Source organism: Halopenitus persicus, assembly GCF_900107205.1.
Lineage (GTDB): Archaea > Halobacteriota > Halobacteria > Halobacteriales > Haloferacaceae > Halopenitus > Halopenitus persicus.
On the sequence record NZ_FNPC01000005.1, the window covers coordinates 171,409 to 191,960 of the forward strand.

The window sequence follows — 20,552 nt, forward strand, 5'->3', positions numbered from 1 at the left end:
ATCGGCGACCGTCCATCGCTTCGAGCGACGACGGGCGAGTCCCGAGGACGGAACCGACGACGGGAACGAGAAACCGTTTTACGTCGCCGCCCCGTACGTTCGTCGATGACCGAGTACACGGAGGAAGAACGTCGGATCCTCGCTTACCTCCACGATAGCGCGTCCCGGGGCGAACAGTACGTTCGCTCGAAGACGATCGCCGACGCTATCGGACTCACCGCCAAGCAGGTCGGCAGCCGCCTGCCGAACCTGGCGGAGAAGTCGGAGGAGGTCGACATCGAGAAGTGGGGCCGCGCGCGCTCGACCACCTGGCGCGTCTCGCGCTCGACGGCCTGAGACGGAGCCGGCATCCGGACCGGAGTCGACATTGTACCCGGCGTCGACATTGTACCCGGCGTCGGCCACGGCCGCCGACCGATCCACCCCTTTTTATTCACTGCCCCACGTAGCCCGGGGTATGACGGTCCGTGTCTCGCGGACGTTCACGTTCGAGGCCGCCCCCGAGGACGTCTGGTCGTTCATCGCCGACCCGGGCAAGCGGGCCAGCGTCATCAGCGTCGTCGAGTCCTACGAGGTGCACGACGACCGGCACGCGACGTGGCACATCCGCCTGCCGATCCCGGTGATCCGGTCGACGATCGACGTCGAGACGAGGGAGATCGAGCGTGATCCGCCAAACCGCGTGAAGTTCGTCGGCCGGTCGCGGGCGTTCCGCGTCACGGGCGAACACACGATCGTCGAGGAGGACGGCACGAGCAGGCTCGAGAACGAGTTCGTCGTGGAGGGGCGGCTCCCCGGCGTCGAGCGGTTCTTCGAGCGCAACTTCGAGGCGGAGATCGAGAACCTCGAGCGGGCGCTCCACGAGGACGTCGCCGCGGGCGCGACCGACTGACGATCCACCCACCAGCGAGACGACACCAGCGAGACGACACCCACATCCACCCACCGATACACCCACCCAACGATGACCGACACACCATCCACCCGGCTCGCGTGCGTACAGCTCGACATCGACGGCGGCAACGTCGAGGCGAACATCACACGCGCCCTCGAGGCGGTCGACGAGGCGGCCGCGAACGGGGCCGACCTGATCGCCCTCCCCGAGCTGTTCGACGTCGGGTATTTCGCCTTCGAGTCCTACCAGCGCGCGGCCGTGAGCCTCGCGTCCGACCGCCTCGACCGGTTCGCCGAGCGGGCGCGCCGACACGGCGTGGCCGTCCTCGCCGGCACCGTCATCGAGGACCTCGAGGCCTCCGCGGCCGACGGGATCGACGTGCCCACGGAGTCGGGGCTCGCGAACGCGGCGGTCCTGTTCGACTCGTCCGGGACGCGCCGACTCGTCTATCGGAAACACCACCTGTTCGGCTACGGCTCCGCCGAGTCGGAGCGGCTCGAGCCCGGCGAGCGGGTCGACGTCGCGGAGATCGGCCCGTTCACCGTCGGCGTGACCACGTGTTACGACCTCCGGTTCCCGGAGCTCTACCGCCAGCTTCTGGACGCGGGCGCCGACCTCGTTCTGGTGCCGAGCGCGTGGCCCTACCCCCGCGTCGAGCACTGGAAGACGCTCCCGCGGAGCCGCGCGATCGAGAACCTCTCGTACGTCGCGGCGATCAACGGCAGCGGAACCTTCGAAAGCGGCGACCAACTCGTCGGCCGGACCACGGTGTACGACCCGTGGGGGACCCCGGTGGCCGCCTGTGACGACGCCCCGGAGACCGTGATGGCCGACCTCGAGCCCGACCGCGTCGCCGCGGTCCGCGAGGAGTTCCCCGCGCTCGGCGACCGCCGGATCGAGTGAGTGCGGCGGACGATCGACGGCCGACGGAGCAAACTCGGGCTCAACCGACGACGGCCTACACGAGTTCCATACATTTATTCGGGATGACGACGTACCGATGGTTGCCGAGGTTTCGACGCTTTTCTCGTCGGAACGTCGGTACTATCCGCTCCCGTCCCGACCACCCGGGTGATGTGAGGACGGGCCGTGGTTCGGGATCCGCCACGGCCCGCTCCCCGGCCGCGCACATCACCCATCCATCCGCCTCCCGCCATCCACCGTCGTTCGTCGCCATACGGAGACGTCCACAGCCGCGGACGTGTCAGCCCATCAAACTATATGGGCAGTGAGACATAATACCACACATATGGTGGTGGACGAGCGGGATCCGGCCGCGCTTGCGGACGCCGCCGCCGGCGAGATGGAGCCGGCACATCTGTCGGAACTGGACGGCTGGCGGGGAACGTGTCTCCACGATCGGCCGCTGATGGCGTATCTCCGGCCCGACGAACGGCCCGAGTACCTCCTCCGGAGCGCCGGGGAGGGAATCGAGATCCGCCGCCCGGACGGGACCACGGATTACCCCGATGACGTGGACGACGGCGGCAGCACCCTCCGGCAGTTCCTCCTGATATCCGATCAGGGGATCCACTACGTGGCCGGTCACGAGGACGGCGACAGCGTCCGGACGTTCGACTACGACGACGTCGTCGGCGTCGACCGGGAGGAGTCGCTGACGACGGCGATCCTGTCGATCACCGACGGGACCGGAACGACGTATCGGTTTCGAACGAATCCGGACACGTCCGCGGTGCCCGCCGCAGCGGACTACGTCCGGGAGCGTGCGCCGGCCGTCGATCCGGCGGCCTCGCGGGCTCCCGATCGCACGTGGTCGCCGCTCGTCGCCGCGGGGCTGTCCGCGCTGTTCCCGCCGCTTGGGTACGTCTACACGCGCGAGCTCTGGGTCGCCGTCGCGGCTCTGATCAGGATCGTCATCGCGTACGTGGTGCTGGCGGTCGCGTACGTCATCGGCGTCGCGATCATCGGGGTGATCCTCCCGGGGATCGGCCCCCTGCTATACACGCTTGCGCTCGTGGTGACGCTCGTGTACGTCCACGTCGGATACGCGAGGGAGACCTACGCGGATACGGTCGCGCTGAACGAGGGGCGACGTGAACACGGCGTCATCGACGACGCGTTGGGCGGCTTCGATGAGACGGACGGATAGCGGGTCTCCCGACCGATCGGCGCCGATCCGTCCGTCGTCCGCTAGTCATTCCTCATCCGATTTCGTCCTGCTAGTCGTCCTTCGTCTTGATGTCCGCGGAGAGTCCCTGCGCCATCTGGATGTCCCGCGAGTTGTTGAGCGTCCAGGCGACCCGGTCGGTGACCGCCTCGATCGCCTCGCGGGCGCTCGGGTAGCCGTTGCCCGACTTCTTGACGCCGCCGAAGGGGAGCTGGACCTCCGCGCCGATGCAGGGAAGGTTGCCGTACGCGAGCCCGACGTCGGCGCGGTCGCGGTAGTAGTTGATCTGCCGGTAGTTCTCGGAGACGATGGCGCCGGCGAGCCCGTAGTCGGTGTCGTTGTGGATTTCGACCGCACGCTCGACGTCGCCGTCGTACTCGAGGAGCGCGACGTGCGGGCCGAAGACCTCCTCGTGGGTACACCGGAGGTCGGCGTCCGGGTCGGCCTCGTAGACGAACGGCCCGACCCAGTGGCCGTCCTCGTGGCCCTCGGGGATCTCCTCGTCGTCGAGCTCCGTCCGGTCGACGAGGACGTTCACGCCCTCCTTCCTGGCCAGCTCGTTGTATTTAGTCACCTTCTCGACGTGCTCCGCCTCGATGAGCGGGCCCATGAACGTGTTCTCGTCGAGCGGGTCGTCGACGGCGACGTTCTCGGCCACCTCGACGAACCGCTCCTTGAACTCCTCGTAGACGTCCGTGTGAACGATGAGCCGCTCGGAGGAGACGCAGCGCTGGCCGGTCGTCTTGAAGGAGGACATCACCGCGGAGTGGACGGCGACGTCGAGGTCGGCCTCCTCGGTGATCACGATGCCGTTCTTCCCGCCCATCTCACACGCGACGCGCTTGCCGGGGACGCCGCCGAGCTTGTCCTGGATCATGTGGCCGACCTCGGCCGAGCCGGTGAAGAGGACCGTTTTGACGTCGTCGTTCTCGACGATCGCGTTGCCGGCGTCGCCGAAACCCTGGACCATATTGAACACGCCGTCGGGGATGCCGGCGTCGTCGAACATCTCCGCGATGATCTGGGCGCACCACGGCGTCTGCTCGGCCGGCTTGAACACGACCGTGTTCCCCTCGACTAACGCGATCGCCATGTGCCAGTAGGGGATCGCGACCGGGAAGTTCCAAGGCGTGATGCAGCCGGTGACGCCGCGGGGCTTGCGGCGCATATACGCGTCCTTGTCGGGGATCTCGGAGGGGACGACGTCGCCCTTCGGATGGCGCGCGTCGCCGGCGGCCCACTCGACCATGTGGGCGGCCTCGACCACGTCGGCTTTCCCCTCGCTGATCTCCTTGCCGCACTCCTTGGTGACGATCTCGCCGAGCTCGTCGGTGCGCTCGCGGAGCTCGTGATAGACGTCCCAGAGGTACTCCGCACGGTCGATCCGGGAGAGCTCGCGCCACTCCTCGAACGCCTCGTCGGCGGCCGCGACCGCCCGGTCGGCGTCGGCGGGCGTTCCCCGCTCGAACTCGCCGAGCGTCTCGCCCGTCGCCGGGTTCTCGCTAGTGAACGTGTCGTCGCCGCTGCCGGACACCCACTCGCCGTCGATGTAGTGCTGGTAGGTCCCTGCCATAGGGGACCATACGGGCCCTATGATTCAAAGGTTATCCCCGATCCGGGACGGAACGGTCGGCCCGACCGCCGGGTGGAACGGTCCCAGCGTGAGCAGGATCGGATCGAGCGAATGACCCGGTCGAATCACTCCTGACAGGCCGCGAGCCACTCGTCGGCCCAGTCCTCGATCTCGTCGAAGACCGGACACAGCGACTCCCCCTTCGGCGTGAGGCTGTAGTAGGTCGCGACGGGCGCGTCCTCCTCGAGCCGGCGCTCGACGAAGCCGGTCTCCTGGAGGTCCTCGAGCACCCGCGAGAGGGTGCGCGCGTTCGCGTCCGTCGATCGTTTCAGTTCGTTGAAACGGACCTCGCCGTTCTGGAGCTCGTGGAGGACCACGAGCCGCCAGCGCGAGCCGATCTGTTCGAACGAGTCGACGACCGGGCACGCGCCCGGGTTCGCCGCGGCGGCGTCGTCGACGTCGGCCGTTTCGGTTGCGGCGGCAGCGTTGGCGTCCGCCGCTTCGGACGCGGCGGCTCCGGTATCGGACGCGGCGTCGGTCGTGGTTTCGGCGCGGGCGTCGGTTCCGGCGTCGTCGGTCTCGAGGAGGTCCGGCGATGACATCGGTGTTACCTGATAACCTTCTTGTCCGGGAACGGATATAAGGGTTCGGTTCCTACAGCAGGTTACACGATGTTACCAGAGATCGCGACGATGCCGCTGCAGTCCGCCGCACCGTTCGACGCTCCGTTCGCCGCGGAGCTGTTCCTGCTCGCCCGCGTCGTCTTCGGCGGCGTGCTGGCGTTCACGGGGATCAACCACTTCCTCGACCTCGAGGGGACGGCCGGCTACGCCGAGATGAAGGGCGTCCCGCTGCCGAAACTCTCCGTGATCGGCTCCGGCGTGCTGCTCGTCTTCGGCGGGCTCGGCGTGGCCGTCGGCGCCCTGCCCGCGATCGCCGCGGGCGCGCTCGCCCTGTTCCTGCTCGTGGCGACGCCGATGATGCACGACTTCTGGGCGGTGCCCGAGGACCAGCAGGAGTCCGAGATGACCAGCTTCCTCAAGAACGCCGGCCTGTTCGCGGCCGCGCTCGGCTTCCTCGCGCTCGCCTCGATCGAGTGGCCCTACGCGCTCGGCGGCAGCGTGTTTTAAGGAGGAGTTCGGGCGTCTTTTAAGCAGTAACTCGGACGTCGGCACGTAGCCGTTCCGAGCCCGACCGCCGCGGCCGCGGCGCGGGGAGCCGATGCCCGTCGCTCGTCGGTCGCGCATCACTTATCACCATACCCTGACCATTCATACGCAATGACCGAAACACCGCCGACCACCGGCCTGCACCACGTGACGAACATCTGTACCGACATGGACGAGACCGTCGCCTTCTACGAGGACGTCCTCGGCTGGCACACGGTCAAGCGGACCCAGAACTACGACGACCCGGGGACCAAACACTACTACTTCTCGCCGACGCCGGCCGGCGAGCCCGGCACGGTCGTCACCTACTTCGAGTACCCGAACTCGCGGGGCGCGCCGGGGCCGGGCGCGAGCCACCACTTCGCGTTCGGCGTCGCGGAGGAGGCCGCCCTCCGGGAATGGCAGGACCACCTCCGCGATCAGGGCGTTCGGGTCTCGTCCGTCAAGGACCGGACGTACTTCAAGAGCATCTACTTCAGCGACCCCGACGGCCTCGTCTTCGAGTTCGCGACCGCCGAGCCCGGCTTCACGGTCGACGAGGAGACCCCCGGCGAGACCGAGATCGACCCGTTCGAGGAGGGATACGAGAACTGATGGCGGACGACGATGCGGACGGGCGGATCGACGACGCCCACGGCGTCACCGCCGGACCGAGCGACGACGACGCGGACCGCCGCGTCCGCGGCGGGGAGCCCGACGCGTTCGGGTCCCCGTATCGGCTCCTCTCGGGGTCGGTCGTTCCCCGGCCGATCGCGTGGGTCTCCTCGCGCGGGTCGGCCGGCAAGAACCTCGCGCCGTACAGCTTCTTCACGGTCGCGGCGGTCGACCCGCCGGTCCTGCTGTTCGCGCCGGTCGCCACTCGGGACGTCCCCAAGGACTCGCTGGCGAACGCGCTCGAGACCGAGGCGTTCGCGATCAACGTCGTCACGCGCGATCTCGTCGCGGCGATGAACGAGACCGCCGCGACGCTCCCGCCGGAGGAGAGCGAGTTCGACCGCGCCGGGATCACGCCCGTCGAGTGCGACCGGATCGACGCGCCGCGGGTCGGGGAGGCCGCCGTGAGCTTCGAGTGTACGCTGCACGACACGGTTTCGGTCGGCGGGTCGACGCTCGTCCTCGGCGAGGTCGTCTACGCTCACGTCGACGAGGCGATCACGACCGACGGGAAGCTCGACGTCCGAAAGCTCGACGCGGTCGGCCGGCTTGCCGGGGACTGGTACGCCGAGACCGGCGACCGGTTCGAGCTCGAGCGGCCGCGATAAGTCGCCACATCCGGCCAGTCACCCGGTCCGACGGGCCACTCCTCTCGACGGATCAGCCTCCCGAACGATCCCCGGCTGCGAGGGTCCGTTTCAGCCGACATTTATAAGAGACGATCCCGACCCTCGGGTATGATCGAGGTCACGGGGTTTCGGAAGACGTACGGGGGGTTCGACGCCGTCGTCGGGAGCGACTTCGCCGTCGAGGAGGGCGAGGTCTTCGGGATCGTCGGGCCGAACGGGGCCGGGAAGACGACGACCCTGAAGACGCTCGCGGGATTGATCGAGCCGACCGACGGGGAGGTCCGCGTCGCCGGCTATGACGCCGGCGACCCCGAGATGCGTCGCCGGCTCGGCTTCCTGCCCGAGGAATCGCCGCTGTACGAGGACATGACGCCGCTGTCGTACCTCCGATTCTTCGCCGATCTGTACGACGTGCCCCGGTCGGTCGCGAACGACCGGATCGACGACGCCCTCGACCGGCTCGAGCTCGCCCACCGAACGCGCCGACTCGGAGATATGTCGAAGGGGATGAAACGCAAGGTCGCGATCGCCCGCTCGCTCGTGAACGATCCCGACGTCCTGATCTACGACGAGCCCGCGTCCGGACTCGATCCGGTGACGACCAACTCCGTGCTGGCGTTCACCCACGAGCTGCGCGCGGCCGGCAAAACGGTCGTCTTCTCGGCACACGATCTGCATCACGTCGAATCGGTGTGTGACCGCGTGATCGTGATGAACGAGGGCGAGATCATCGCCCGCGGAAGCGTCGACGAACTGCGTGAGACCTACGGGACCGTCGAATACGTCGTCACCACCACGGTCGCTCCAGAGCTCGACGACGTTGAAACGACCGCCGTGGCCCCGACGGGAGCCACGGACGCTGCCGACGTCACGACCCCGAGCACCGCCGACGGCACGGCTCCGACCGCCGCCGAGGCCGCGGCCCGGTATCGCACGGTCGTCACCTCGATGACGGACGTCGAGCGGATCCGACGGGCGACGGTCGATGCCGGCGGCGAGGTGACCGACGTCCGGACCGACGAGCCGACGCTCGAGTCCGTCTTCCTCTCGATCGTCGGCGAACCGATGGCGGGCGCGGCCGCCCGTGGAGAACACGTGTCCCGGCACACCGACGAGGCGGGGGACGCGTGAGGTCGACCGACGCGACCGACGACCGACCCGACGCGTCCGGTCGGCTCCGGCGCCTGCGTCGGCTGCCTGACCGGATTCGTCGAGTCCTCCGGATCGCGCGGTGGGAAACCTCCCGGACTGCCGGCACGGTCGACCGGCGGACGGCTTTGCTGGGACTCGCCGTCCTCCTCCTGGCGGGGACGGTCCTCGGGGTCGGGCTCGCGGCCGGGATCGATGGCGCCGCGGTGGACCGTGACATCTACCGCGTCGGCGTCGAGGCGGACTCGCCGTACCACGAGGCGCTCGCCGCGGAGCCGGCGATCGACACGGCGACGCCGGAGATCGACGCGCTCGGCGACCGCCTGGACGCGATCCTGCTCGAGCGGGACGCGGGCGTGCGGCTGCTCGTCGCCGACGACCGAAAGGGCGCGGCCGCCGCGTCCGCGGTCCGGGACGCCGTCCGAGCGCACAACGAGCGGCTGATGGCCGCCGAAACCGACCGGACCGCGGCATATCCGGTGAACGTCACGGTTCGATACGTTCAGCGTGAGGTCGCCGTGGTCGGTGCTGATCCAACCACGGGAGCCGGATCGACCGACCGAGCCGGTGGGACGACCGGTGACGGGGGTTCCGCCGGCACCGAGGGCACGGAGACCACCGAAACCGGGGCCACCACCGGGGGAACGGAGGCAACCACCGAAGCCGGGACCAGCACCGAAGCCGGGGACGCGAACCATAGCGCCGGGTCCGGCGGAAGCGGCGGATCCGGTTCGACCGCCGGAGACGAATCCGGCGGATCCGGACTCGGACCGCCCTCGATCGGCGGCGGCGCGAGCGCCCTGTTCGGGACGACCAGCGGATCGCCGGCGTCGATCTCGCCGCCGTTCCCGTTCGCCTCGCTCGTGCTCGCGTTCGCCTTCCTCGTCCCGTTGAACGTGCTGATACAGGCGTACGGGTCGACCATACTCGGGGAACGAGTCAACCGCCGCGGGGAGCTGCTGCTCGTTTCGCCCGCGACGCGGGGGGAGATCGTCGCCGGGAAGACGCTTCCGTACCTCCTCGCCGCGGTCCTGATGACGGTCGCGATCGCGGCCGCCGTGGGCGGGGGCGTCGTCTCCGTGCTCGCGGTGGTGCCGATCGCCCTCGTCTTCCTGGCGGCCACCTTTCTCGCGGGAATGTTCGCGCGGTCGTTCACGGAGCTCACGTTCCTCACGGTGACCGTCACGGTCGTGCTGACGAGCTACGTCTTCGTCCCGGCGATCTTCACGACCGTCACCCCGATCGCGTTGATCTCCCCGCTCACGCTCGTCGTCCGTGACCTGCAGGGCGCCGGGGTCGGGATCGGGGAATACCTGTTCTCGACCGGCCCGTTCTACGTCGCCGGGACGCTGCTGTTCGTGCTGGGAACGGGAACCTACCGCGAGGAGGATATGTTCACCCAAAAGCGGGTGCCCGCCAAGCTCCTCGACGCGCTCGCGGGGCGACTCACGGGGCTCCGGTCGGTCGCGGTCCTGGCCGCGTGTACGATCCCGTTCGTGTTCCTCGCGGAGTTGCTCGCCGTGGCCGTGCTCTTTGCGGCACCGGTCTCGCTGTCGGTCCCGGTGCTGTTGATCGCGATCGCCGGCATCGAGGAAGTCGCGAAGAGCCTGCCCGTGTATGCCGGATTCCAACGCGGGGTGTTTCCGAACGGCGGCGCTGCGGGTGACGCCGAGGGGACCGTCGAGTCCGAGGACGGAGCGTTCGCCGCCCACGACCGCCTGGCGATCGCGCTCGGCATCGCCGCCGGAGCCGGCTTCTTCCTGGGCGAGAAGCTGACCGCGGCGGTACAGGTCGTCGGGCTCCCGTCGGTGACGCTCGGCAGGGCAGCGTTCACGCCGTCGGGCGTGTTGCCGCCGAACGCGGGCGACGGCACGGTGGCGCTCGTCGCGATCGGCCTGTTTCTGGCGCCGCTTACCCTCCACGCGACCACGGCCGCGGTGTCCGCACTCGGAGCCCGGCGCGGACGGGGGCGATACGTGCTCGCGCTCGTGCTCGCGACGGGGTTGCACGCGGCATACAACTACGGGGTGGTGAGCCTCTATGGATAATCGGGTCACGATCGCCCGCCGGGAGATCGCGGGCTTGCGCGCCGAGAAGACGATCCTGCTCGCGCTGGGCATCCAGCTGTTCATCGCCGCCTTCTCGTCGTTCCTGGTGGTCGGGCTCGTCTCGATGTACGATCCCGGAGCGCTCGAGGGCGCCCAGGTGGAGACCGCGGTCACGGGCGAGGCCGTCGCCGAGCTCGAAGCCGCGGCCGCGGACGTCGAGGGCGTCCGAGCGCGACCCTATGCCGACTCCGACGCCGCCGCCGCCGCGTTCGCCGACGGTCGGGTCGACGCGGTGCTCGTCGGAACGCGCCGGGACGGGCGGATACACGTGGACGCGACGGTGCCCGACTCGAACGTGGAGACGACCGTCATCGTCGTCCAGCTCCGGTCGGTGCTGCGGACGCTCGAGGCGGCCGAGCGCGACCGGCGTTCGGACGCGCTCTCACGGCCCCCGCTCGCGGTCCCGGACGGCGGGACCTCGGCGCCGTACTACGGGTTCACCTACACCGTGTTGGTGCCGGTGCTCGTGTTCGTTCCCGCCTTCATCTCCGGGTCGCTGACGATCGATTCGATCACCGAGGAGATCGACCGCGGAACCCTGGAGCTGTTGCGGGTCACGCCGGCGACCCTCGTGGAGATCGTCGACGGCAAGGCGCTCGCGGCGATCGGGCTCGTTCCGGCCCAGGTGGCCCTCTGGCTCGGGTTGCTCCGCCTCAACGGGACGCCCGTCGCCGGCGTCGGCCGGCTGCTCGTGCTCGCGACCGCCGTGGCCGGGATCGTGGTCGGGATCGCCGCCGCCCTGGCCTTCCTGCTGCCGGACAGGCGAGCGGCACAGATCTGCTACGCGATGGCGATGCTCGCGCTCTTCGGCGGCGCATCCCTGCTTCCCCGAAACCCGGTGAATGCGACTGCGCGGCTCGCGGTCGACGGCGCCGACGCCGGCGTCACGCTGACGGTCGGGCTCGTCGCCGGAGCCGCGGTCGCCGTCGTGGCGGTGACGCGGACGATCGTCGTTCGCGCAGGGCCATAGGGGACGGCTTCCGGGTCCCGGTCACCCGCCGAACGCGCCGAGGCTCGACTGGATATCCCGTTCGGACCGACGCTCGGCGACCTCGTACCCGACCAGGTCCCGGAGATCGACCGCGTAGGTCGATCCGGCACGCTCGAGAACGAGCAGCCGTCCCTTCGTCCCGATCGCTCGACCGGTGAGCATCGTCTCCGCCATCGGCCGGTCGGAGAGGTCGAGACCGTACTCGAACGCGAACCGCTCGGTCACGTCGAACCGGTCGAGCAGTCGCTCCCAGGCGTCCGCGTCGACGGTCGCTGCCAGGCCGGACCGCTTCGTCGGGACGCGAACCCGGTCGACGAGTTCGGCCACGTCCGCCGCCAGGCCGGCCTCGATCTCCCTGGCGATGCGGCCGTTGTCGACGGTCCGAACGTGGGCGCCACGGTCCGCGCCCTGTTCCCGGAGACGGGTTTCGAGGCGCCACAGACGGGTCACGCCGACCTTGAATCGGTCGGGTGCGAAGGCGGCGAGGTAGACCGCGTGCGGGTCGTGACAGTCCATCTCCTCTTTTAAGCACGTGCCGGTACAGCGCGCACAGACCCAGACGTCGCGGTGTGACGCACAGTACGGCGCCGCGGGTTCCGCACACGCGATGTGGGCGCCGTCGTGGATCGTGCCGGCACAGTGCCGGTCGCCGAGGTCGTAGGCCAGCTCGCGACCCGGGGACAGGTCGATCCGGTCGACCGCACCGTCACCGGCGGCCACGAGCAGTCCCGCCGGTCCCGGATCGCCGTCCGAGCCGACGCCCGTCTCGTAGCCGACTATCTGCACACGTCGGCGTAGGCGAACGGGGGCTTAGAAGGGTTCGATTCGGCGGGGTATCGGAGCGTCTCGAGTCGGTCGCGAGCCGGTCACTCGGCGTGTTCGGGCGCGAGTTCCGCGATCAGCTGGCGGGTCGCCCGGCGGACCGCCTCGTGGCTCGAGCGCTCCGGCTCCCAGCCGAGCGCCGAGAGCTTCTCGATGGAAAGGCGCATCTTCGGGACGTCGCCGGTCCAGCCCCGGTCGCCGCCGGTGAACTCGTAGTCGGGGTCGAGACCGAGTTCCTCGCTCACGATGTCGGCGATCTCGGTCACCGAGGTCGTCGTCCGCGTGCCGAGGTTGTAGGTTGCGAACGCCCCGTCGGCGTGCTCGAGCACGTGCCGGATCGCGTCGACGCAGTCGGTCACGTGGAGGTAGGACTTCTCCTGGCGGCCGTTCCCGAGGATGGTCAGGCTCTCGGGGTCGGCCTGCAGCTTCTGGATGAAATCGGGGATCACGTTCCCGCGCTGGTGGGGACCGACGATGTTGGCGAACCGGACGTTCCGGACGGTCAACCCGTAGGAGTGGGCGTACGTCGACAGCAGCGCCTCGTCGGCGAGCTTCGCGGACCCGTAGATCGAGATCGGCTCGAGGGGGGCGTAATCCTCCGGCGTCGGCCGGGGCGCCTCGCCGTAGACCGTCGACGAGGAGGTGAACACGAGCGCGTCGACGCCCGCCTCGACCATCCGCTCGGCCACGTTGTAGGTCATCTCGGTGTTCTCCTCGAACAGCTCGCGGTCGTCGTCGTAGTTGGTGTCGGTGTAGGCCGCGAAGTGGAAGACGACGTCGAGATCCGGCGTCAGGGCCGCGGCGACGTCGTCGGGGTCGGTGAGGTCGCCGTGCACGAACTCGGCGCCGTCGGGAACGCGGTCCCGGTCGCCCTTCGAGAGGTCGTCGATCACCCGCACGAGCTCGGCGTCGTCGACGAGGTCGCTCGCGAGATGACTGCCCACGAGCCCCGCCCCGCCCGTGATCAGCACCCGCGCGCCTGCAAGGTTCATACGCGCCCTCGGCGGGCGTGCCGCAAGTGCGTTGCGTTCCGGATCGGTCCCGAGCAGCCCCCGAGAGTACCGTGCCGATCGACGACCTCGACCGACCGGATGGCGAAAGCCACTACCCGGTGCCCGGCGAAGCGCGGGGTATGCAGGACGCACACGACGTCGTCGTGCTCCGGTACGGACACCGGCCGGGGCGCGACGACCGGATGACGACCCACGTCGGGCTCACCGCCCGGGCGCTGGGCGCCGACCGGGTGATCCTCCCGGACAACGCCGGCCAGTCGGCCGAGACGGTCCGTGACATCACCGACCGGTTCGGCGGCCCCTTCGCGGTCGAGCTCCGCGGGGACCAGCGGTCCGTCGTCCGAAACTGGGACGGGACGGTCGTTCACCTGACGATGTACGGCGAGCCGGTCCAGTCCGTCGAGGAGGACGTGCGGAAGGCGCACGCCGACGGCCCGCTGCTCGTGGTCGTCGGCGGCGAGAAGGTCCCCTGGGAACTGTACGAACACGCCGCGTTCAACGTCGGCGTGACGAACCAACCGCACTCCGAGGTCGCCGGGCTGGCGGTCTTCCTCGACCGGCTGTTCGCGGGCGCCGAGCTCGACCGCGAGTGGGTCGACGCCGAGCAGGTCGTCGTGCCGCGGGCCGAGGGGAAGCAGGTCGTCGATCCGGCGGACGCTCCCGGTGAGAGCGTCTCACCGGATCGTCGGACGGACGAGTAGCGCGACCGCTTCGTTCGGAGCCTTCGCCGTCGCGACCGCTTCGTCGTGTAGCCGTTTCGCTATCGCGACCGCTTCGAGCGAAGGCGTGCCATCCGGACGCGGAGCTCCTGCCGGCTCGTCCCGCGGACGCGACGCGTGACGAGGTCGCCCATCGGGACGACCGAGAGCCGGTCGAGCGAGGGCGGCCAGTCCCGGTAGCCGCTGGCGTCGCGGGCGTCTCGAAGCGCGTCCGCGAGCGACGCGGCGTCGATGGACCCGGTGCCGTGGATCCCGGAGGCGCCGACCCGAGCCGTGGCCGCGTCGGTCCGGGAGCGCCCCCGACCGATCAGGAGTCGGTCCCCGACCGCGAAGGGGATCCACAGCGGCGCGATGGCCACGAGCAGGAGGCCGCCGCCGAGCGCGTACGCGGCCCAGGGGATCGACCGGTCGCCGCGGTCGCCGGCGCCCAACATTCGCGGCCGCTCCGACTCCGCGCCGCGATCGGCGCCGTCCGATCCGTCGCGCCGGGAGAGGAGCTCGGCCCCAAGCAGCGTCAGCACCTCGACGACCAGCGCGGGGGCCAACAGCGCGGTCGCGAGCCGTGCGCGGCCCGATTCGCCGCGGAGCAGCGCGTTCGTGACCAGCGCGTCGAAGGCTGGATCGTCGAGGTCGGCCAGCCGCGTGGGAACGACGAGCGTCGTCCCCGCGCGGGTCGCGACGACGCCGACGTTCATCGCGCGCCGGTCCACGACGCGGACGGTCGGTCGGTCGACCCGGGCGGCGTCGGCCACGTCCGCGACGCGATCGACCAGCGCGTCGACGGCGGGATCGCCGGTTGACGTGTCGTCGCCGGATGCGGACCCACCGCCCGACGCGGGACCGATCGGCGCCGACCGGGCATCGATCGCGCGGTCGACGATGACCGGCCCGAGCACGTAGGATCCGCCCAGCCCCACGACCGCCGCGGCCGCGACGGCCAGCCCCGTGCCCATCGGACCGTCCGTCACGATGCTCGCCACGAGGACCGCGGGACCGCCGAGGAGGGCGATCGGAACGACCGCGAGCAGCGCCGCGCCCAGGAGCTCGGCCCGCGAGGGCGATTCCGTGGCGATCGCGCCCGCCCCGGACCGACCGCCGTCGACGTCGGAGTCGGACATACCCACGGGGTCGACCCGTCGCCACAAGAGTCTGCCGACGTTGGATCGGGACTGGCTGCCGGTCGGAGCTGACGTGCCGGTCGGGACTGGCGTGTCGGTCGGAACTGGTGAATGTCGGGACTGGTGAATGTCGGGAGCGACCGCAACCGATCGAGGACCCGCCGCCCGCCGCTTCGATCCTTTTAAACGACTGCCGGGTCGAGTACACCGTAATGGCTTTTGAGGATCTGTTGAACGACCCCGTCATCCAGAAGTACCTCCACGAGCTGGTGGGACCGACGGGGATGCCGGTTGCGGCCGCGCCCCCCGAGGGGGAGGTGACGGACGAGGAGCTGGCCGAGGAGCTGGGCCTGGAGCTCAACGACGTTCGTCGCGCGCTGTTCATCCTGTACGAGAACGACCTGGCGACGTACCGTCGCGTGCGCGACGAGGACTCCGGGTGGCTCACGTACCTGTGGACCTTCCACTACGACAACATCCCGGAGAACCTCAAGGAGGAGATGGACCGGCTCCTCGAGGCGCTCGAGGAGCGCGAGGAGTACGAGCGCACCCACGAGTTCTACCTCTGTGACGTGTGCTCGATCCGCTTCGAGTTCGGCGAGGCGATGGACTTCGGCTTCGAGTGCCCCGAGTGCGGCTCGCCGATCGAGGCGATGGAGAACGACCGGCTCGTCGAGGCGATGGAGTGGCGGATCGACCAGCTCCGGTCGGAGCTCAACGCGGACGTGGGGAACTGATGGTCGTCCTCGCAACCAAGTGTTACGTCTCGGGCGACGCCCACGACCGCGCGCTCGACGGGATGGACGCGCTCGTGGACAACGCGATCGGCGACCTCCACGTCGAGTGGCAGGTGGGCGTCCGCGGCGACGACTTCGTGCAGGTCGACGTGACCGGCGAGGACGCCACGGTCGCCCGCAACGCGCTCGCCGAGGAGTGGGGCGAGATCGTGACACACGACGAGGGGCTCCAGCCCGGCGAGGAGTACGTCGGCACCCTCGAGTCCTGGGACGACGACGGCTTCGTCCTCGACGCGGGGTCGGGCGTCGACGTCCGGATCCCCGCCGACCGGATCGGCCTCGGCCGCGGGTCGCCGGCGCAGGTCGTCGAGCGGTTCGGCCTCGTTCAACACCTCCCGATGCGGTTCGTCTACGCCGACCCGGAAGCGGTCGACGAGGACGAGGATGACGAGGCCGAGAGCAGCGACGACGCGTCCGCGGAGGCCACCTCCCGGCTCGCCGACGCCGAACGCGACCGGCTCTACGAGTGGCAGCGCGGCCCCGGCCGCGTGACCGTCAACTCCGTGACCCGCGGGGAGGCCCGCGCGACCGTCAACCGCGCCGGCCACGCCCAGGACATCGTCACCGTCGAGCGGCTGGGCCTGCTCGAACAGAGCATCGTCTGCGGCGAGGGCACCGATCCGCCCGGCCTGCTGGCCGCGATCGGCTCGTACCTCCCGGCGGAACTCCGGTGTGTCGTCTGACCGATCGCCGTCCCCACTCGCATCCGTGAATCGACGATCCATCCTGGCGCTCGCGACGGTCGCGCTGCTTGCCGCCAGCGCCGGCTGTCTCGGCTACGTCACCGGCGGCGGCGAGATCGCGAACGAGACGCTCGACGCCGAACCGCCCGGCGAGTACCCCTGGAACGCCTCGACCGACGCCCGGATCGACCTGCGGACCGACGGCACGTACCTGGCGGTCTACAACGCCACCGGCCGCGAGGAGTTCCGGCTGTACCAGGAGACCGGCTACGGAACCGAGGACCCGCTCGAGTTGCGGGCGTTCCGGTACCAGTATCCGAACGGGACCGTGATCAACGGCTCCGAGTTCCGGGCCCGCGGCGGCGAGATCGAACAGACGACCGACGAGATATGGGTCCGGTTCGACGACGGGATGGAGGGCGGATCGATCGCCTACGCCGGCGACGGCTCCCCCCGTCGGTTCATCGCGCGGACGTACGTGACCGGGTCCTACGAGGTCCGGCTGCCGGAGGGGTACACCACCGACCTGCGGCCGTTCGGCCACGCCTCCCCGCGCGGCTACGAGGCGACGACCGTCGACGGGCAGGAACGGCTGGTCTGGGAGGAGGTCACCACCTCCGTCGTCGTGGTGCAGGCGTATCGTCGGGGCGACCTCCCGGTCTTCGGCGCCATCGCGGTCGTCGCGCTGGCGATCGGCGTCGCCGGCTACCTCTACTTCCGACGCCAGCTGGAGGCCCTCCGCGAGCGACGCCGGGAGATGGGCCTCGAGGACCTCGATGACGACGACGGGCCGCCGCCGGGGATGCGGTAGCGCCGTCGTGGGAGTCGGTCGACGCGGCGGGTCGTCCCGATACGACGCCCCGACCGGGTTCGGCACGACGCCCCGACCGGGTTCGGCACGACGTCCCGACCGGATTCGGCACGACGTCCCGACCGGATTCGACACGACGTCCCGACCGGATTCGACACGACGTCCCGGTCCGACGGCGACGGGGTTTTGACGCGCTGGCGCCTACCGGCCGGTATGCGAGTCGGGATCGTCACCGTCGGCGACGAGCTGCTGTCCGGGGATACGGAGAACACGAACGCCACGTGGCTGTGTGACCGGCTCGACGCCCGCGGCGTCGAGGTGCGTCGCGTGACGACGATCCCGGACGACGTCGCCGACATCGCTCGGACGGTCAACGAGTATTACGCCGAGTACGACGCCGTGATCGTCACCGGCGGGCTCGGACCCACCCACGACGACCGCACGATGGAGGGCGTCGCGGCGGCCTTCGGCCGGGACCTGGTCGAACACGCGGACGCGGTCGAGTGGCTCGACGGGCAGGACGGCTACAGCGCGGCGGATCTGGCCGACGGAACCGCGCACCTGCCGGCGGGCGCGCGCCTCCTCGAGAACGACTCCGGGGTCGCCCCCGGTGCGGTCGTCGAGACCGTCTACGTCTTCCCCGGCGTCCCCGACGAAATGCGAACGATGTTCGAACGGGTCGCCGACGAGTTCACGGGAACGCCCCGACACGCCGTGACGGTCGAGGTCGATGAGCCCGAGAGCGCGCTGATCGACCGGCTCGAGGAGCTCCGTGACCGCTTCGACGTCACGGTCGGATCCTATCCCGGGGAGACCGTTCGGATCAAACTCACCGCCGAGGAGGCCGCAACGGCGGAGAAGGCGGCCGCGTGGCTCCACGAGCGGGTGCAGTCGCCGGAGTGAACACGGCGAGGTCGAACTTCCCGTCCGCCCCGCTATCGGTAGACCGAAGCCAGCCAGACGGCGGTCAGAAGGAGGCTGACGACCAGCACGGCGATCGACGTCTCGGGGATCGGCAGCGATACGGATCCGGTGGCGAGCGGTATCATACCCGCAGTTGGCTCGCGGGGGTTGTAAGCGTTCAGGCTTCGGGCCGGCGACCGGCCCGGTGGGCTCTCCGGTCGCACCGCTGCCGGGAGATGACTTCGATCGCAGTTTGTGCCTACGGCACATCTTTTATACCCGATCCCGTTGCCCCGGTATGGGCGAGATACTCGGGTCGACCATCGCCGGGTACAGCGTGATGACCGTCGACGGCGAGGAGGTCGGCACGTTGGTGAACGTCACGATGGACCCGGCCACCGGCGACCTTCGGCAGTTCGTCATCGATCCGGAGGGCCGTCCGCTCCCGGAATTCGAGACGAACGACGACGGGCACGTGGAGATTCCGGCGCGGACGTTCCGGTCGCGCAGCGACTACGTCCTCGTCGATCCGACCGCGGCGGACGGCTCGAGGGGACGCGGGGGCGACGACTCGACCGCGCGAGGGAACGACTCGGCGGCACGAGGGGACGGCGCGGCAGCACGAGAGGACGGCGCGGCAGCACGCGGGGACGACCGGAAGCCCGCCTCACGGGATTGAGCCCCGTCCGACGATACGATATATAAATGATCCCCGCTGTACTCCCTCCAATACCTGCCTCCGTTCCGCTACAAGCGACGCTCGAGCCGGCGTTCGAGTGGGCCACCTTCGCCGGGTTCCTGCTCGTCCCCGGGCTCATCGCGACCCTCCTCTGGTCGCCGTTCCTCATCGTCGACCGGATCCGGTCGCTGCTCGCGGCGCTCCCGCCGACCGGGTCGGTTCTCCCGACGTACCTGCTCGCCGGCGTCGGCGGCTCGATCCCCTACATCATCGGCGCGGCCGTCGTCGTCACGACGGTCGATACGGCCGGCGTCGCCTGGAGCAACGCGTTCATCAACGTCGCCGTGCTGTTGTTCGTCGGCTACGCGGTCGGGGTGCCGGTCGTCACGAACGTGGCGTTGCCCCGGCTCGCGCTGGACTGGGACCCGACCGGGTACGGCCCCTCGACGTGGGTGCTGTTGGCCGCCGGCGGCGCGAGCTACGCGCTGTTGTTCTCCATCCCGTTCGTCGTGGTGAGCTTCCTGTTGGCGCTTCCCGGAGGATACTAATGTGGGAGCGTTCGGACCGCTCGGACGGGTCAAGCCGGGAAGTCCGCTCGAGTCGATCGCGACGGAAGGTCCGATCGGGCCGGTGGCGCCGGGAGTTCCTGGCGTCCGGGGCGGCCGCGGCCGCCGCGACGACGCTCCCGCTGGTCGCCGGCTGTCTGGGGCGAACGGCCGACGCCCTCCGGCTGAGCGCGTACGAACGCGAGTCGCTTCCGGATTCGGTGCTGGTAGCTGACCCGACGGCGCCGACGGCACGGTTCGCGATCGATTACCCCGACCACTACAAACGCGACCGCTACCGGAGGCTGATCCGGACCGGGTCGATGACGGCGCTCAACTACGCGCTGACCTACACCTACGAGTTCGGGTCCGAGACTCGCGAGGCGGCGCGGTTCGTCGTCGACGATGCAGGGACGGATGAAGACGACGGAGCCACGTACTACCGCGTTCACATCGAGGATCAACGGACCGTCGAGCGCGAGTGGTGGGAGTTCTACCTCGATCTCGTGGACGATCCACCGGCGGACGCCGAGGGGGTAACCCCGCCGGTCGAGTCGCTCTCGGAGGCCGATCGCCGGATCGTCGACGCCGCGCTCGGGGCCGTCTACGCGGACCGGAATCCGCCGATCGACGTCGGCGGGGACGCGTTCGGCACGCGCGGCCCGCTGTACCACGAACTCCTCGACGCGGACGAAAGCGCTCTCGTTCCCGATCCCCCCTTCGAGTACGTCCGCTCGAACGACCGGTGGTTCGCAGCGCACGCCGAGCGGGGGACCGCGACGCCGACGGAGACGACACACTCGGTCGAACCGGTCGCGAGCACGCGTGCGGACTTCGAGGACCGCGTCCGGTCGACGCTCATCGGGACCGACCTGTCGCCGGGATCGCTTCCGGACGAGGGGGCCGACGTGGTCCGGACCGCGGTCCGGACGCCCTTCTACGAGGAGGAGCTGCCGATGTCCGCGGCGCTCCGGTCCGTGATGGAGCGGCTCGGGGCGGGCGAGCACCTCCCGGCGGACGACGCGTTCGAGCTCGGGATCGAGTTCGACCACCTCTTCGCCACCGTCGACGGGAGCGTCTACGAGTTCGACCTGAGCGTACAGCCGTGACCGGACGTCGGAGTCGTATCGACGCAACGCGGGACGTCGAGTCGATCGGTTCTTCCG

At 69.8% G+C, this 20,552-nt stretch carries 23 protein-coding genes; 18 read left to right on the forward strand and 5 right to left on the reverse strand.

Annotated features, from left to right (window positions below; translation table 11 throughout):
• Positions 1-105: 105 nt before the first annotated feature.
• The 4 genes from BLV25_RS10110 to BLV25_RS10125 all read left to right on the forward strand — a co-directional run bounded on the left by BLV25_RS10110 (position 106) and on the right by BLV25_RS10125 (position 3,005).
• On the forward strand, positions 106-336 hold the full coding sequence (locus tag BLV25_RS10110; RefSeq protein ID WP_021074374.1) for a DUF7123 family protein: 231 nt from the start codon (positions 106-108) through the stop codon (positions 334-336).
• Positions 337-457: 121 nt separating this feature from the next.
• Positions 458-892: a CoxG family protein gene (locus tag BLV25_RS10115; protein WP_021074373.1), complete on the forward strand. Its 435-nt coding sequence runs from the start codon at positions 458-460 to the stop codon at positions 890-892.
• 72 nt (positions 893-964) lie between these two features.
• Positions 965-1,798, forward strand: a complete 834-nt coding sequence (locus tag BLV25_RS10120; protein ID WP_092732841.1) for a nitrilase-related carbon-nitrogen hydrolase — start codon at positions 965-967, stop codon at positions 1,796-1,798.
• Positions 1,799-2,144: 346 nt separating this feature from the next.
• Entirely contained in the window at positions 2,145-3,005 is an 861-nt protein-coding gene (locus BLV25_RS10125) for a hypothetical protein (protein WP_092732844.1), read from the forward strand.
• A 70-nt stretch (positions 3,006-3,075) separates the two neighbouring features.
• Here BLV25_RS10125 and BLV25_RS10130 read toward each other — a convergent pair whose 3' ends face one another.
• Both BLV25_RS10130 and BLV25_RS10135 read right to left on the reverse strand, forming a co-directional pair.
• On the reverse strand, positions 3,076-4,596 hold the full coding sequence (locus BLV25_RS10130; protein WP_021074370.1) for an aldehyde dehydrogenase family protein: 1,521 nt from the start codon (positions 4,594-4,596) through the stop codon (positions 3,076-3,078).
• Positions 4,597-4,721: 125 nt separating this feature from the next.
• On the reverse strand, positions 4,722-5,198 hold the full coding sequence (locus BLV25_RS10135) for a winged helix-turn-helix transcriptional regulator (RefSeq protein ID WP_092732847.1): 477 nt from the start codon (positions 5,196-5,198) through the stop codon (positions 4,722-4,724).
• Between the two features lie 69 nt (positions 5,199-5,267).
• Here BLV25_RS10135 and BLV25_RS10140 point away from each other — a divergent pair, with 69 nt between their 5' ends.
• From BLV25_RS10140 to BLV25_RS10165, 6 genes are all read left to right on the forward strand, one after another.
• Complete coding sequence (locus tag BLV25_RS10140) at positions 5,268-5,726, forward strand: DoxX family protein (protein ID WP_021074368.1); 459 nt, start codon at positions 5,268-5,270, stop codon at positions 5,724-5,726.
• A gap of 150 nt (positions 5,727-5,876) precedes the next feature.
• Positions 5,877-6,359 (forward strand): VOC family protein, encoded by a 483-nt coding sequence (locus tag BLV25_RS10145; protein WP_092732851.1) that lies wholly within the window; start codon positions 5,877-5,879, stop codon positions 6,357-6,359.
• Positions 6,359-7,027, forward strand: a complete 669-nt coding sequence (locus BLV25_RS10150; protein WP_092732854.1) for a flavin reductase family protein — start codon at positions 6,359-6,361, stop codon at positions 7,025-7,027. The genes BLV25_RS10145 and BLV25_RS10150 overlap by 1 nt, the downstream gene beginning before the upstream one ends.
• 129 nt (positions 7,028-7,156) lie before the next feature.
• Complete coding sequence (locus BLV25_RS10155) at positions 7,157-8,179, forward strand: ABC transporter ATP-binding protein (protein WP_092732857.1); 1,023 nt, start codon at positions 7,157-7,159, stop codon at positions 8,177-8,179.
• The gene (locus BLV25_RS10160) at positions 8,176-10,245 is read left to right on the forward strand and encodes an ABC transporter permease subunit (RefSeq protein ID WP_256335700.1); all 2,070 of its coding nucleotides are present in this window, start codon (positions 8,176-8,178) and stop codon (positions 10,243-10,245) included. The genes BLV25_RS10155 and BLV25_RS10160 overlap by 4 nt, the downstream gene beginning before the upstream one ends.
• Positions 10,238-11,275 (forward strand): ABC transporter permease, encoded by a 1,038-nt coding sequence (locus BLV25_RS10165; RefSeq protein ID WP_092732860.1) that lies wholly within the window; start codon positions 10,238-10,240, stop codon positions 11,273-11,275. The genes BLV25_RS10160 and BLV25_RS10165 overlap by 8 nt, the downstream gene beginning before the upstream one ends.
• 21 nt (positions 11,276-11,296) lie before the next feature.
• Here the strand turns inward: BLV25_RS10165 and BLV25_RS10170 are convergent, their stop codons facing one another.
• Both BLV25_RS10170 and BLV25_RS10175 read right to left on the reverse strand, forming a co-directional pair.
• Positions 11,297-12,082 carry a DUF2797 domain-containing protein gene (locus BLV25_RS10170; protein WP_092732863.1) on the reverse strand — a complete coding sequence of 262 codons (786 nt, stop codon included), beginning with the start codon at positions 12,080-12,082 and terminating at the stop codon, positions 11,297-11,299.
• An 80-nt stretch (positions 12,083-12,162) separates the two neighbouring features.
• Positions 12,163-13,110 carry an NAD-dependent epimerase/dehydratase family protein gene (locus BLV25_RS10175; RefSeq protein WP_039401457.1) on the reverse strand — a complete coding sequence of 316 codons (948 nt, stop codon included), beginning with the start codon at positions 13,108-13,110 and terminating at the stop codon, positions 12,163-12,165.
• Between the two features lie 140 nt (positions 13,111-13,250).
• Between BLV25_RS10175 and BLV25_RS10180 the strand changes: the two genes are divergently transcribed.
• Positions 13,251-13,832, forward strand: coding sequence for a tRNA (cytidine(56)-2'-O)-methyltransferase (locus tag BLV25_RS10180; RefSeq protein WP_039401454.1), 582 nt, complete (start codon positions 13,251-13,253; stop codon positions 13,830-13,832).
• Between the two features lie 59 nt (positions 13,833-13,891).
• Here the strand turns inward: BLV25_RS10180 and BLV25_RS10185 are convergent, their stop codons facing one another.
• The gene (locus tag BLV25_RS10185; RefSeq protein ID WP_092732866.1) at positions 13,892-14,968 is read right to left on the reverse strand and encodes a hypothetical protein; all 1,077 of its coding nucleotides are present in this window, start codon (positions 14,966-14,968) and stop codon (positions 13,892-13,894) included.
• 212 nt (positions 14,969-15,180) lie between these two features.
• Between BLV25_RS10185 and BLV25_RS10190 the strand changes: the two genes are divergently transcribed.
• The 7 genes from BLV25_RS10190 (at position 15,181) to BLV25_RS10220 (ending at position 20,495) form a co-directional block, all read left to right on the forward strand.
• Positions 15,181-15,705, forward strand: a complete 525-nt coding sequence (locus BLV25_RS10190; protein WP_021074358.1) for a transcription factor — start codon at positions 15,181-15,183, stop codon at positions 15,703-15,705.
• The gene (locus tag BLV25_RS10195) at positions 15,705-16,448 is read left to right on the forward strand and encodes a DUF2110 family protein (RefSeq protein ID WP_021074357.1); all 744 of its coding nucleotides are present in this window, start codon (positions 15,705-15,707) and stop codon (positions 16,446-16,448) included. Before BLV25_RS10190 ends, BLV25_RS10195 begins: the two co-directional genes overlap by 1 nt.
• 25 nt (positions 16,449-16,473) lie before the next feature.
• A complete protein-coding gene (locus BLV25_RS10200) occupies positions 16,474-17,259 on the forward strand; it encodes a DUF5803 family protein (RefSeq protein WP_092732869.1) in 786 nt (261 codons plus the stop codon).
• Positions 17,260-17,472: 213 nt separating this feature from the next.
• Positions 17,473-18,162: a competence/damage-inducible protein A gene (locus tag BLV25_RS10205; protein ID WP_021074355.1), complete on the forward strand. Its 690-nt coding sequence runs from the start codon at positions 17,473-17,475 to the stop codon at positions 18,160-18,162.
• Positions 18,163-18,460: 298 nt separating this feature from the next.
• The gene (locus BLV25_RS10210; protein ID WP_092732872.1) at positions 18,461-18,841 is read left to right on the forward strand and encodes a PRC-barrel domain-containing protein; all 381 of its coding nucleotides are present in this window, start codon (positions 18,461-18,463) and stop codon (positions 18,839-18,841) included.
• A gap of 26 nt (positions 18,842-18,867) precedes the next feature.
• Entirely contained in the window at positions 18,868-19,389 is a 522-nt protein-coding gene (locus BLV25_RS10215) for a hypothetical protein (RefSeq protein WP_092732875.1), read from the forward strand.
• On the forward strand, positions 19,389-20,495 hold the full coding sequence (locus tag BLV25_RS10220; protein WP_092732878.1) for a hypothetical protein: 1,107 nt from the start codon (positions 19,389-19,391) through the stop codon (positions 20,493-20,495). Before BLV25_RS10215 ends, BLV25_RS10220 begins: the two co-directional genes overlap by 1 nt.
• The last annotated feature ends 57 nt before the right edge of the window (positions 20,496-20,552 follow it).

Coding starts and splice junctions, on each gene's coding strand:
- BLV25_RS10130 (WP_021074370.1), bottom strand. CDS start 4,596: ATGGCAGGGACCTACCAGCACTACATCGACGGCGAGTGGGTGTCCGGC.
- BLV25_RS10110 (WP_021074374.1), top strand. CDS start 106: ATGACCGAGTACACGGAGGAAGAACGTCGGATCCTCGCTTACCTCCAC.
- BLV25_RS10210 (WP_092732872.1), top strand. CDS start 18,461: ATGGGCGAGATACTCGGGTCGACCATCGCCGGGTACAGCGTGATGACC.
- BLV25_RS10125 (WP_092732844.1), top strand. CDS start 2,145: ATGGTGGTGGACGAGCGGGATCCGGCCGCGCTTGCGGACGCCGCCGCC.
- BLV25_RS10140 (WP_021074368.1), top strand. CDS start 5,268: ATGTTACCAGAGATCGCGACGATGCCGCTGCAGTCCGCCGCACCGTTC.
- BLV25_RS10165 (WP_092732860.1), top strand. CDS start 10,238: ATGGATAATCGGGTCACGATCGCCCGCCGGGAGATCGCGGGCTTGCGC.
- BLV25_RS10175 (WP_039401457.1), bottom strand. CDS start 13,110: ATGAACCTTGCAGGCGCGCGGGTGCTGATCACGGGCGGGGCGGGGCTC.
- BLV25_RS10190 (WP_021074358.1), top strand. CDS start 15,181: ATGGCTTTTGAGGATCTGTTGAACGACCCCGTCATCCAGAAGTACCTC.
- BLV25_RS10120 (WP_092732841.1), top strand. CDS start 965: ATGACCGACACACCATCCACCCGGCTCGCGTGCGTACAGCTCGACATC.
- BLV25_RS10185 (WP_092732866.1), bottom strand. CDS start 14,968: ATGTCCGACTCCGACGTCGACGGCGGTCGGTCCGGGGCGGGCGCGATC.
- BLV25_RS10195 (WP_021074357.1), top strand. CDS start 15,705: ATGGTCGTCCTCGCAACCAAGTGTTACGTCTCGGGCGACGCCCACGAC.
- BLV25_RS10215 (WP_092732875.1), top strand. CDS start 18,868: ATGATCCCCGCTGTACTCCCTCCAATACCTGCCTCCGTTCCGCTACAA.
- BLV25_RS10150 (WP_092732854.1), top strand. CDS start 6,359: ATGGCGGACGACGATGCGGACGGGCGGATCGACGACGCCCACGGCGTC.
- BLV25_RS10205 (WP_021074355.1), top strand. CDS start 17,473: ATGCGAGTCGGGATCGTCACCGTCGGCGACGAGCTGCTGTCCGGGGAT.
- BLV25_RS10220 (WP_092732878.1), top strand. CDS start 19,389: ATGTGGGAGCGTTCGGACCGCTCGGACGGGTCAAGCCGGGAAGTCCGC.
- BLV25_RS10145 (WP_092732851.1), top strand. CDS start 5,877: ATGACCGAAACACCGCCGACCACCGGCCTGCACCACGTGACGAACATC.
- BLV25_RS10135 (WP_092732847.1), bottom strand. CDS start 5,198: ATGTCATCGCCGGACCTCCTCGAGACCGACGACGCCGGAACCGACGCC.
- BLV25_RS10155 (WP_092732857.1), top strand. CDS start 7,157: ATGATCGAGGTCACGGGGTTTCGGAAGACGTACGGGGGGTTCGACGCC.
- BLV25_RS10180 (WP_039401454.1), top strand. CDS start 13,251: ATGCAGGACGCACACGACGTCGTCGTGCTCCGGTACGGACACCGGCCG.
- BLV25_RS10115 (WP_021074373.1), top strand. CDS start 458: ATGACGGTCCGTGTCTCGCGGACGTTCACGTTCGAGGCCGCCCCCGAG.